Source organism: Candidatus Berkiella aquae (assembly GCF_001431295.2).
Lineage (GTDB): Bacteria > Pseudomonadota > Gammaproteobacteria > Berkiellales > Berkiellaceae > Berkiella > Berkiella aquae.
Genome location: NZ_LKAJ02000001.1, coordinates 3,208,589 through 3,222,159 on the forward strand (window position 1 = coordinate 3,208,589; position 13,571 = coordinate 3,222,159).

7 protein-coding genes are annotated in these 13,571 nt (G+C 43.2%); 2 read left to right on the forward strand and 5 right to left on the reverse strand.

What is annotated here, in order from left to right:
- Positions 1-50 precede the first annotated feature (50 nt).
- Together HT99x_RS14165 and HT99x_RS14170 are read left to right on the forward strand one after the other, a co-directional pair.
- Positions 51-5,837, forward strand: a complete 5,787-nt coding sequence (locus HT99x_RS14165) for a hypothetical protein (protein WP_259566848.1) — start codon at positions 51-53, stop codon at positions 5,835-5,837.
- Between the two features lie 157 nt (positions 5,838-5,994).
- Positions 5,995-6,474, forward strand: coding sequence for a hypothetical protein (locus tag HT99x_RS14170; RefSeq protein WP_075065279.1), 480 nt, complete (start codon positions 5,995-5,997; stop codon positions 6,472-6,474).
- A gap of 296 nt (positions 6,475-6,770) precedes the next feature.
- On the opposite strand, the gene fba is transcribed toward HT99x_RS14170, so the two are convergent.
- Genes fba through tkt form a run of 5 tightly spaced genes read right to left on the reverse strand, consistent with a single transcriptional unit; the run spans position 6,771 to position 13,521 of the window.
- Positions 6,771-7,838: a class II fructose-bisphosphate aldolase gene (gene fba / locus HT99x_RS14175; protein ID WP_075065278.1), complete on the reverse strand. Its 1,068-nt coding sequence runs from the start codon at positions 7,836-7,838 to the stop codon at positions 6,771-6,773.
- 26 nt (positions 7,839-7,864) lie between these two features.
- A complete protein-coding gene (gene pyk / locus HT99x_RS14180; RefSeq protein ID WP_075065277.1) occupies positions 7,865-9,304 on the reverse strand; it encodes a pyruvate kinase in 1,440 nt (479 codons plus the stop codon).
- Between the two features lie 8 nt (positions 9,305-9,312).
- Entirely contained in the window at positions 9,313-10,491 is a 1,179-nt protein-coding gene (locus HT99x_RS14185; RefSeq protein ID WP_075065276.1) for a phosphoglycerate kinase, read from the reverse strand.
- Between the two features lies 1 nt (position 10,492).
- Positions 10,493-11,506 (reverse strand): type I glyceraldehyde-3-phosphate dehydrogenase, encoded by a 1,014-nt coding sequence (gene gap, locus HT99x_RS14190; protein WP_075065275.1) that lies wholly within the window; start codon positions 11,504-11,506, stop codon positions 10,493-10,495.
- Between the two features lie 2 nt (positions 11,507-11,508).
- Positions 11,509-13,521 carry a transketolase gene (tkt, locus tag HT99x_RS14195; protein WP_259566852.1) on the reverse strand — a complete coding sequence of 671 codons (2,013 nt, stop codon included), beginning with the start codon at positions 13,519-13,521 and terminating at the stop codon, positions 11,509-11,511.
- Between the last annotated feature and the right edge of the window lie 50 nt (positions 13,522-13,571).

Here is a 13,571-nt window from a genome sequence, read left to right on the forward strand (position 1 = left end):
TGTTAGTTATTTCCCATACTATTTATATTTTGATTGCTGAGGATCGAAAAATGAGCACATTACCTCCTGATAACAAGTTAGAGCTAGCGCCGGCTGAATCTATTCAGTTCGATTTATTTATTGAGAAAATAATTCAAGCTGCAGAATCGCTTGTTAAACCTGCGCATGCGCAGGAAGGTGAGGCTTTGTTTGAAGAACTCGATTTATCAGAAAACAATCCTCTCTTAAGTTATGAAGAGCAAATGCTTGAAGAACTGAAAGAAGTGATGGACGATGAAGGCCTTTTATCAAATGGGTTTGCTCATGCATTACATCGTGTTCAATTACAACTAAAAGGCGAGCTCTCAGCAAGCCCGATTACCATCAGTGAACAACGTGCTCTTTTAGCTTCCATACAAACCTTAGCAAATAAAGTAAATAGTGTTCATTCACACAAAATTAATTTAAGCTCAATTGATGTTAGTGACAATATGCATATCGCTAAAGATAGCGGTTTTGTCAAAGCACCTATAAGCACTGACGCCTCCGTTGCTATCATGGCACCTCCTGCCATACCCGCACGCATCCCTGGCGGCGCTGTTGCTCCAGGTAACCTAGGTGGTGGTCTTCAAAATAATGCCGGCAACCAGGTTGCAGGTAACAACGTTGCAGGTAACAACGTTGCAGGTAACAACGTTGCAGGTAACAACGTTGCAGGTAACAACGTTGCAGGTAACAACGTTGCAGGTAACAACGTTGCAGGTAACAACGTTGCAGGTAACAACGTTGCAGGTAACAACGTTGCAGGTAACAACGTTGCAGGTAACAACGTTGCAGGTAACAACGTTGCAGGTAACAACGTTGCAGGTAACAACGTTGCAGGTAACAACGTTGCAGGTAACAACGTTGCAGGTAACAATAATCCTAATCCAACCCAACCAGGTACCATGCAACAAATCGCTGACGCGGTTAATCCTTTCAATGTATTCAATAATTTATTGGGTGGCGATGCTAAAAAACCTGCTGACACCACCATAGATGATACGGCTAAGGTTGATAACGCAGCCGTTGATGCTTTACTGGATGATTTCGACTTATCCGATAACACCACGGATGAAACCACAACAACCGTTGAATCACCTAAAGTACAAGATGAAAAAACCAATCCAACATCAACCTTTACACAGGTTGCTGATACCATTAATCCCTTAAATTTCTTCAGTAATTTATTTGGCGGCAGCACTAAAAAACCTGCTGACACCACCGTTACCAAAGATGATACGGTCGAGGTTGATGATCTTGCCGTTGATGCCTTACTGAATGATTTCAACTTGTCCGATAACACCACGGATGAAACCACAACAACCGTTGAATCACCTAAAGTACAAGATGAAAAAACCAATCCAACATCAACCTTTACACAGGTTGCTGATACCATTAATCCCTTAAATTTCTTCAGTAATTTATTTGGCGGCGGCGCTAAAAAACCTGCTGAACCAACAGTTACCCAAGATGACTCCGTTGATAACGCAGCCGTTGATGCTTTACTGGATGATTTCGACTTATCCGATAACATCACGGATGAGAAAGTAGAAGAAGAAGCGGTTGATACTTTATTAGCGGATATGGACACACCAGTGGTTATCACAACAACGGTTGAACCACCTAAAGTACAAGATGAAAAAACTAATCCAACATCAACCTTTACACAAGTTGCAGATGCAATCAATCCTTCTAACCTGTTGAATACTATATTTGGATTTGGTGACGGCGCTAAAAAGCCTGCTGAACCAACAGTTACCCAAGATGACTCCGTTGATAACGCAGCCGTTGATGCTTTACTGGATGATTTCGACTTGTCTGATAACACCACTGAAGGAAAAATGACTGAAGAGAAAGTGGACGATGAAGCGGTTGATACTTTATTAGCGGATATGGACACACCAGTGGTTACCACAACAACGGTTGAACCACCTAAAGTACAAGATGAAAAAACCAATCCAACATCAACCTTTACACAAGTTGCAGATGCAATCAATCCTTCTAACCTGTTGAATACTATATTTGGATTTGGTGGCGGCGCTAAAAAGCCTGCTGAACCAACAGTTACCCAAGATGACTCCGTTGATAACGCAGCCGTTGATGCTTTACTGGATGATTTCGACTTATCCGATAACATCACGGATGAGAAAGTAGAAGAAGAAGCGGTTGATACTTTATTAGCGGATATGGACACACCAGTGGTTATCACAACAACGGTTGAACCACCTAAAGTACAAGATGAAAAAACTAATCCAACATCAACCTTTACACAAGTTGCAGATGCAATCAATCCTTCTAACCTGTTGAATACTATATTTGGATTTGGTGACGGCGCTAAAAAGCCTGCTGAACCAACAGTTACCCAAGATGACTCCGTTGATAACGCAGCCGTTGATGCTTTACTGGATGATTTCAACTTGTCTGATAACACCACTGAAGGAAAAATGACTGAAGAGAAAGTGGACGATGAAGCGGTTGATACTTTATTAGCGGATATGGACACACCAGTGGTTACCACAACAACGGTTGAACCACCTAAAGTACAAGATGAAAAAACCAATCCAACATCAACCTTTACACAAGTTGCAGATGCAATCAACCCGTCTAACCTGTTGAATACCTTATTGGGATTTGGCGGCGGCGCTAAAAAACCTGCTGAACAAACCCCAACGGTTACTCAAGGCGATAAGGTTGATAATCTTGCCGTCGATGACTTGCTGGCTGAATTTGATACCCCCACGCTAACAGTTGCTGAAAAAACGGATCAAAACAAGGTTGAAACTTCAACAACGATTGAAACACCTAAAGTGCAAACACCTGAAATCATTGCAGACGCGACACTCACGGATAAAAAAGATAATACCGTCGACGAATTACAAGTTGACGATTTATTAGCTGAATTTGATATTGCTCCTGAAAAACCAGCGGTTGAACCACAGACTCAAACCAAACCGACTGATGTAGAAGTAGCACAACCCGGCTTCTTGAAACAAGCTGCGACCGGCTTTTGGAACTGGTTAACAACGCCAACACAATCAACACCGGTGAAAGAGACACCTGTTGTTGACACAACGGTTGCACAGACCACAGAAACCGAATTGACTGTGCAAAATCTAGCGGATGCAGTCAACCCATTAAACTTGCTAAGCTTAGTAAATAATGCAAAAGTTGATGAGAAGCAAGTTGATGATTTATTAGCAGACTTTGAAGCGAGTCACGATACCGTTGAACCCACGATTTCAACACCGGTTAAATCAACATTCGATGAAGCCACAACAACACCTGAAATAACAGAATTGACAAAGCCCACAATCTCTGTGACACAAGTTGCTGACATGAGTAATCCTTTACCATGGCTTGGACTCACGTCAACACCATTGCAAAATGCAGTATCTTCACCAGAAAATGCCGCAAAACTTGCATTAGGGACTACAGCTGTAGATACTACGGTTGAAGAACCTTTACGTGAAGTAAAAGCTACCCCATCGATGAACGCCTTAACAGAATCCGTGCTAAACATCGCACAAGGAAAACCTTCCACTTTACGTGATAGTAGCGATTCCGTTACCGATGAGACGGTCGATGAATTGTTAAACGCTCTCACAACCGAAAGTGAAGATGATGAAGACTTACTCACGGCTAGCCAAGGTAGCGACTCCAGCGAAGAGGAAGCTGATACCTTCTTCTCTGATTTAGAGAATGATGTTTTATTCACAAATGAAGATACAAATCATGTCAATGAAGAACAAGTGGATGATTTATTATCCATGTTCGACACAACCGCTTCTGAACCTACAAAAGCAACCGTGCTTGGTGAAGAAACCCTAACCGGTGCTCCCAAAATCCCAGCCGAGGTTCTTGGTACCACGTCGAGTGTCGACCACCAACTGATAGACGAACTTTTATTAGAGATGGATTTGGATTCACTGACAAGTTCATCATCAGAATCAAGCGATGATCTCGATCTGTCCTTGTTTGAAACAGAACCAAAGGGAGTGGTAAAAACCACGGATAACGTTGAGGTTCTTGAACCTGTTATCTCAACACAAACGCAACAACAACCTGAGCCAATTTCTGTGCCTAAAAGCACCGCATCATCCTCTTCAAGTGAAGATCTTGATGTCACTACTTTGTTTGCGACTGACACCGATGAGAAAGCTCCTGTTACATTAACAGAAGATAAACTCGTTATAGAACCTGTCATCACGACCACAACAACCCAAACACAGGTTGATGAAGAGGAAGTTGATGATCTGTTAAGCATGTTTGCTGAAGAAGAAACGGTAACAGAACCTAAAGCAATCGCTACCGTTATAGAAACATCGACAAAAGAAACTGAGGTTAAAACACCCATTCAAGCAGAAACCGTGACGACAACCGTTGATGTGCAGCCTGTGATATCTGAAACTGACAGTGCACAGACTACGAGCAATGTCGTTCATCAAGACCAAGTTGACGACCTGTTAGCGATGTTTGGTGAGCCTGTCGTCGAAACATCAACTGCACCGAAGAACGTGTCGGTTCTTGATCTGACCAATGCAGCCGCTTTTGACACTCAACAAGTTGACAATTTGCTAGATGATTTCTCTTTAGATCAATCTAGCGACTCCGTTGATCGTAAGGCTGTTGACGGGTTATTAGAAGGTATAACGTTCGATAACCTGCACCAAAGCGAAGAAATACAGTTCCAAGTTGATGATGACACTGTTGATGATTTATTAGATGGGTTTGACCTTAACCTTGAACCAACAACCGAAGTAACCGCAGCGAAATTAACCTCATCTGCCCCTCTTCAAACGAGTGATGTGGTAACAGGCATGCAAGACGACCTCGTGGATGAGTTACTCGCAGATTTCAATTTAGCTGAAACACCGAGGATCCCAAGTACACTTTCGCCTGTTGAAGCGCTGATGACTCAAGGTGCTCCTTTAGTTTCTGGCGAAATGAAAGTCGCACAAAGCACTTTACGTGCCGCAACTGAGCGATTTGAATTGGCAAATGCAACTAAACTGTTAGTGGAAGAGCAATTGCACCGTGCAGATATACGTAAAGAAGCTGCACAAGAAACATTAGAGGAAACCAAAACTTACGCGCAAACCTTTAATGGTGCAACCGAACTCAAAGATATTGCTAAATACTTTGATTTTACGGTACCTGCTAATGCACAAGATGATTCAGCTCAAGGCCACGCATGGGCAAATCAAAATGCAATCGCTGCTCATAAAGCATTGGATACCAGAGCCGTCGCAATTAGTAAGCCTCTCTTTTTAGCTGAAGATCATAAAAAATTGCATACCGTTGATGATGTTAAAGATAAGCTCGCTTCAAGTATTCCTGTTCTTGAGCAAGGATTAATCAAGCTTCATAAAGAATTTACGCCTTTAGAAGCAAAATATGAAGAAAACAAAAAAACCCTCTGGTGGGGCGAGATGAGAGCTTCTTATCCTGATGGTTATCTTGCCACTAAACGATGCATTGAGCGAGATGAAGCTAAGCTCGCCAAATATAAAACCGCACAAGCTGAAATCGAAGCACTGGAAAAGGCAGCAAATGCGTGGGATCAATTGACTGATGCATTCAACAATCATGCCCAAGCTGAACAACAATATAACACTTGCTTACAACGTTATAATGTTGCTGAAGGTGAAGTGGAAAGTGCACGAAGTTCATTTGCAAGCGCGCAATCTGAAGTTGAACGTTTACAAACCACAACCCATCATGCTGTTGATACTGGCCATGACCATACCCAAACGCTTGTGGCCCCGGTTAATGAAGATCATAGCCAACAGATCCAACAACATACTGAGTTCCACTAAGTATTTCCCCCTGTCCATGGATGGACCCCTTTCAGGACAGTCTCTTGACTGTCTTTTGTTGGCCTAGCTCCCTTTTGAACTAGGCTTTTTTTTTGCCTTTCTCTATACGAACTTATCACCAGTTGGTAAACTACCCGCAAATAACCTAGGAGAATGCATGGCTATTTCTCTGCGACAAGATAAGTGGCTTTTAGCGGGCGGACTCTTTGTACTGTTGGGCTCACTATTCTGCGCATATCAATTTTATGCTAGTTGGAAAACTTCTAGGACCGTGACATTACCTGTTCCTGATTGTGATCTGCGGCGGGGCCCTTGCGTCTCTCGCTTACCCTCCGGTGAAAAAATCGAATTACATATTAGACCCACCCATATGCCGGTTCTGACCTCCGTGCAACTTGAAGTCAAAACAGGAATACCTGTTAAAAAAATGTATATTAACTTTAAAGGCGCGGAAATGAATATGGGCGAGTTTCGCTCAGCCTTACTGCCTCATAAAGAGGGAAGTTATAGCGCGCAAACCATTCTGCCTACCTGTATTCAGGACAATATGGTCTGGCATGCGGTGGTACAAATTGAAGCGGGTAATATGCGTTATAGTGCGCCGTTTGTGTTAATCAACCAACGCCCCTCCACCTAATTCTCTTCTTCATTTACCTTTATACGGTGTTGCCGGCGTTCTCTTATAACAGTCGTGTATTAATTATACACTCCTGTTACTCGAGAACTTGGCGCCTTGTCTAAAGGTAAATGAATTTGAGAATGTATTTTTTCTTCATTTTAATAGGACAATTTAGTCAAAGCAGATGACTTTTACCCTCAAGGGGTACCTCGTCGGGTAGGCAGCAAGTAAGCAAATCCCCAGGAGTGCACGAAAAGTGCATGACTGGGGTGAGCGCGCGCCAACACCCCCGAAAAGTCATCTGCGAAGACTAATTATAGGTTGACGCGTGGGTCGAGTTCGCCGGCCTTATAGCGTAGCGCCATTTTTTCCAAGCTAATTGCATTGATTTTGTGCGCTTGACCTGCGGTACCAAAAGCTTCATAACGCGCAATACAGATATCGCGCATCGCTTTGGTCGCTTCAATTAAATATTTACGAGGATCAAATTCACGTTTATTCATTGCAAAGAATCGACGTAATGCGCCGGTTGCTGCCAAGCGAAGATCGGTATCGATATTCACTTTACGCACACCATGACGAATACCTTCTTGAATTTCTTCAACAGGAACGCCATAGGTTTCGCCCATATCACCGCCGAATTCATTGATCACATGCAACCATTCTTGTGGCACGCTAGAGGAACCATGCATAACCAAATGGGTATCAGGAATACGTTTGTGAATCGCTTTAATGCGTTCAATTGCTAAAATATCACCGGTAGGTGGACGGGTGAATTTATAAGCACCGTGGCTCGTACCAATGGCTATCGCCAGTGCATCAACCTTGGTTGCTTTTACAAAACGAGCAGCTTCTTCTGGATCGGTTAACATCATATCATGGGTTAACTTACCTTCTGCGCCTGAGCCATCTTCTTTACCGGCAATACCGGTTTCTAATGAACCCAAGCATCCTAATTCACCTTCAACGGAAACGCCGCACGCATGCGCCATTGCAACCGCTAACGAGGTCGTATCCACGTTATATTCAAAGCTGGAAGGAGTTTTCATATCTTCCATCAAAGAGCCATCCATCATGACAGAGGAGAACCCTAATTGAATGGATTGTTGGCATACCGCAGGGGAAGCACCATGATCTTGATGCATGCAAACAGGAATATGAGGAAACTCTTCAATTGCCGCTTCAATTAAATGTTTTAAGAAACGGGAACCTGCATATTTTCTCGCGCCTGCTGATGCTTGTACAATCACCGGGCTATCGGTTTTATCAGCCGCTTCCATGATTGCACGCATTTGTTCTAAATTGTTAACGTTAAATGCAGGCACACCATAATCATTTTCTGCCGCATGATCGAGTAATTGTCGCATAGTAATTAAAGGCATAGTCTTCCCCTCGTATTAGTAGTCAATTAATCTAATTTTGCTTGTGCTGTTAGTATTTTTAAGGCGTTAGTATGGCCCACGACACCTAAAACGTCACCTTTGGTCACAATAACCTTGTCACCTTCTTGTAAAATCCCTTGTTTGACGAGTAAGGCTAAGGCTTGTCTTGAAATTTCCCATATTTTATGGAGCGTTAAATCAAATTCAACCGGATAAACACCACGATATAAAGTGACTCGTCGACAAGTGCTTGGATCACGACTTAAGGCATAAATCGGGATCCCAGAACGTATACGCGACATCCATAAAGGCGTTGAACCTGATTCGGTTAACGCCACAATTGCCTTGATAGGCACGTGACTGGCAATGGTCATCGCTGCCATTGCTATTGCTTTATCATGTCTATCATATTTTTCATTTGTTTCTGGCACCATCAATCGCGGTGCGCGATGACGCTCTGCCGCCAAACAAATTTCATTTAAGGTAGAAACCACTTTTACCGGATAATCTCCCGTTGCGGTTTCAGCCGATAACATGACCGCATCTGTTCCGTCTAAAATCGCATTGGCAGCATCTGAGACTTCGGCGCGCGTTGGAATCGAATTATGAATCATCGACTCCATCATCTGCGTCGCAGTAATGACGGGCTTATCACGCTCTCTGGCGCGATTAATAATATGTTTTTGCACGCCTGGTAACTCAGCAAAGCCTATCTCAACGCCTAAATCACCTCGTGCAACCATCAACGCATCAGCAGCATCAATGAGCTCATCGATATTGGTAATGGCTTCTGCTCTTTCAATTTTTGCCACGATTTGTGCCTGGCTTCCTGCTTGTCGTAATAACCGACGCGCTTCGTGAATATCCGCCGCTTCTCGTGGGAAAGACAAAGCCACATAATCAACCGGTTGTGTCGCAATGAAATCAATATCATTGATATCTTTTTCAGTTAAGCTGGGTGCTGATAACCCGCCTCCTTTGCGATTTAATCCTTTATTATTGGTAAGCCTGCCACCATTATCAACGCGACATTCAATCCGTGATCCTTTCACGCCAACAACTGACATGACAATACGCCCATCATCAAGTAACAGTTGGTCACCCGCTGAAACTTCTTGCGGTAATTCAGGGTAATCAAGCCCTACTTCGGTTTGGTTTCCTGCGTGTTTGTCACAATTGGCATCTAAGAAAAAAGTGTCGCCATCTTTTAACAAAATACCTTCGGGATTTTGGAATTTCGCAATACGAATTTTAGGACCTTGCAAGTCAAGCAAAATGCCAATAGTTTTATTGAGTTCTTTTGCACAGCTCATCGCCAATTCAATGCGTTTGCGATGCTCATCATGACTGCCATGCGAGAGATTAATGCGCATGATATTCGCACCAGCCTCAATTAAAGCATACATTTTATCGTATTGATCGGTTGCAGGGCCTAAGGTTGTTATTATTTTTGTGCGCCGTGGCATATTATTCCCTATACCATTAATTCTTTAGAACGTTCTTCTAAAATAGCGACTGCAGGTAGGGTGATCCCTTCTAGTGCTTCTAAAAAGGCTCCACCGCCGGTTGAGAGATAGGAGATTTTCTCACTGACTTGAAATTGCTCAATCGCCGCTAAGGTATCACCACCTCCGGCAACCGAGAAAGCAGGGCTCATAGCAATTGCTTCTGCTAAGGTTTGAGTGCCCATTGCAAATGGCTCAAGTTCAAAGACCCCTACTGGACCATTCCATAAAATGGTCTTCGCGGATTGGATAGTGTTAAGCAAACTCTCTCTTGCAAGGGTGCCTATATCAAATATTTTATCGCCTGCACTCACTTCATTCACAAGCTTAGTGGTTGTTTTCGCTTGCTTATCCATCGTATCGCTGACGACAACATCTTCTGGTAGCCAAATGATTTTGCCCAAACGTTGCGCTTTTAAAAGCAGTTCTTGCGCCGTTGGCACTAAATCGGGTTCATACAATGAATCACCGACGGGCAATCCTTTTGCTTTCAAGAAAGTATTGGCAATCCCACCACCAAGCACCAAAATATCTACTTTATCCAACATATTGGTTAACACTTGCAATTTAGTGGATACTTTACTGCCACCCACAATAGCGAGAACCGGTTTTTGCGGATGATCAAAAATCTTGTTTAGTGCTTGTAACTCTTTCTGTAGTAAAGGCCCTGCACAAACGGCTCGCGCATATTCAGCAACACCCACCGTTGATGCTTGCGCTCGATGTGCAACCGCGAAGGCATCCATCACAAAAATATCACAAAGCGCTGCCAAGCGCTTCGCCAGTAATGGCGCATTTTTTTCTTCACCTTCTAAAAATCTCACATTTTCTAGCAATGCGATTTGCGAAGGTTGCAGATTCGGCACATGGTCGATATCAAATAAAGGAACCGGTTGTTCTAGCGCTTTTTCTAAATAATCGGCAACGGGTTTCAATGAATATTGCGCATCAAATTGACCTTCAACAGGACGCCCAAGGTGAGACATCACTATCACCTTGGCGCCTTGCGCTAATGCCATACGTAAGGTTGGCAAAGCGGCTTCTATCCTTGCGCTATGCGTAATTTTTCCATCTTGCATTGGCACATTAAAATCTTCACGGATCAATACCGTTTTGCCAGCAAGGGCAATCTCTGCCATTTTTTGCATGTTATTTTGCCTTAGCCATTGCCGTAGCTGTATCTAACATACGATTTGAGAAGCCCCATTCATTGTCATACCAAGATAATACTTTCACCAGGTTGCCAATGACTTTGGTTTGGGTAGAATCAAAAATAGAAGACGCTGGATTATGATTAAAATCAACCGAAACTAATGGTGCACTGTTATGCGCCAAAATACCTTTGAGTTCCGTTTCCGAAGCTTTCTTCAAAATTTGATTAACTTCATCAACAGTGGTTGATTTTTCAACCACAATAGACAAATCAACAACCGAAACGTTAATGGTTGGAACGCGAATAGCAAAACCATCAAGTTTGCCTTTTAGTTCAGGCATCACAAGACCAATGGCACTAGCCGCACCGGTTTTGGTTGGGATCATCGAATGACCCGCAGCACGCGCACGGCGTAAGTCGGTATGATACACATCGGTTAAAACTTGATCGTTGGTATAAGCATGAACCGTTGTCATCAAACCACTCACTACTTTTAATTGCTCATGTAATGGTTTCACCAACGGTACTAAGCAATTGGTTGTGCAAGAAGCATTGGAAACAATCGTATCGCTTGCTTTTAAGGTTTGATGATTAATACCATAAACAATGGTTGCATCAACATCGTCACCTGCAGGAGCAGAAATTAATACTTTTTTAGCGCCTGCTTGTAAATGCAATTGTGCTTTATCTCTTGAAGCAAAAAAGCCAGTGCATTCTAAAACAACATCAATATCTAATGCTTTCCAAGGTAATTTAGCAGGATCGCGTTCTGAAAAAACTTGAATTTCATTGCCATCAACAATAAGACTGCCATCTTGCCCAACGGTCACATCAAATTTAAAACGACCATGGGTTGTGTCATATTGGGTTAAATGTGCATTAATGTTGGTATCACCCAAATCATTAATCGCAACAATTTTAATATCATTTTGCCGATTTTGCTCATAGAGCGCTCTGAGAATATTACGACCAATTCTGCCATATCCATTAATAGCGATTCTAATAGTCATGTTTACCCCTCATTTTTTACCAATGCCATGACGGTATCGGTAATATTTTCTACTGTTAATCCTAATGCTTCATAGATCTTGTCACTGGGTGCTGATTCGCCAAAACGATCGATACCCATAATACGTCCGTTGGGTCCAACATATTGATGCCAGCTAAGCGTTGCACCCGCTTCTACCGCAACCCGTTTGGTGACTGCTTTGGGCAATACTTGTTCTTGATAAGCGGCATCTTGTGCTCTAAACATTTCAAAGCAAGGCAAGGAAACGACTTGTACCTGAATATTGTGCTCCAAGCAGCGTTTTGCAGCTTCCATACATAAATCGACTTCTGAACCCGTGCTTAACAGCAATACATCAGGCTTGCTTGCTGTTGCTTGTAAAACATAACCACCCTTAGCAATATCTTTTAATTGTTGCTCGGTTCGTGGTTGAGCTTTAACCGCTTGTCTTGTCAGAATTAAAGTCGTTGGGCCATCAACACGTTCAATGGCGGCTTGCCATGCTGCTACCGTTTCGGTTGCATCACATGGGCGCCAATTGTGCAATTGTGGCGTAGCTCGCAACATGGTGATATGTTCAATCGGTTGATGGGTTGGACCATCTTCACCCAAGCCAATCGAATCATGCGTAAAGACAAAAATACTACGCTGCTTCATTAAAGCCGCCATACGTACAGCATTTCGAGCATAATCAACAAAGGTTAAGAACGTTCCGCCGTAAGGAATGAATCCGCCATATAACGCCATTCCGTTCATCATGGCCGCCATACCAAATTCGCGCACACCGTAATGTAGGTAATTTCCACCGGGTTGTGATGGGCTAATCGCCTTAGAACCACCCCATGCGGTTAAATTTGAATCGGTTAAATCAGCTGAACCACCCATCAGTTCTGGCAACAATTCACCAATGCTTTCTAATACCAATTGTGATGCTTTGCGCGTTGCGATCGTTTTAGCTTGCTCTGATATTTGGTTTAATAATGCATTCACATGCTCTTGCCAATTTTGAGGTAAGGTTTTATGCAAGCGGCGCATTAATTCTTGCGCTAAGTGGGGATGTTGTTCTTGGTATTGATTAAATAATATTTGCCATGTGGCTTGTTGCTGCGTGCCTCTTTGGGTTGCATCCCAAGCATTTTTAATATCGCTTGGAATAACAAACGGTGGATATGACCAGCCTAAGGTTTCCCGTACCGCGGCAACTTCATTTTCACCGAGTGCAGCACCATGACATTTTTCTTTACCTTGTAGATTGGGCGCACCAAAACCAATAATCGTACGGCAACAAATCAACGTCGGTTGCGCCGTATTAGCCCGCGCTTCATCCATTGCGGCTTTAATTGCTTGTGGATTATGGCCGTCGATATCACGAATAACTTGCCAACCATAAGATTCAAAGCGCATCGGCGTATCATCGCCAAACCAGGGTTTAACAGGGCCATCAATGGAGATCCCATTATCATCCCAAATCGCAATTAATTTTCCTAATCCTTGCGAGCCTGCAAAAGAAGCGGCTTCATGGGAAACACCTTCCATAAGGCAGCCATCGCCTAAAAATACATAGGTCCAATGATCGATAATAGGAAAACCATCGCGGTTATATTGTGTCGCTAAAGCACGCTCAGCTAATGCCATACCGACTGCATTAGCAAATCCTTGGCCTAAAGGACCTGTCGTTGTTTCAACACCTGGGGTATAGCCATATTCAGGGTGGCCTGGGGTTTTCGAATGTAATTGACGAAAAGCTTGGAGATCACTCATGGTGACATCATAACCGGATAGGTGTAAGAGCGAGTAAAGCAGCATGGACCCATGGCCGTTGGATAATACAAAGCGATCTCGATTTAGCCAATTGGGGTCTTGAGGATTGTGTCGTAAATAATCATTCCATAGCACTTCTGCAATATCCGCCATCCCCATGGGGGCACCAGGATGACCTGAATTGGCCTTTTGCACTGCATCCATGCTTAACGCACGAATTGCATTCGCTAATTGCCGACGAGAAAGCGCTACCATATTCACCACCCATGTATGTTATCAAGATTACACAATACGAACAAATCGAC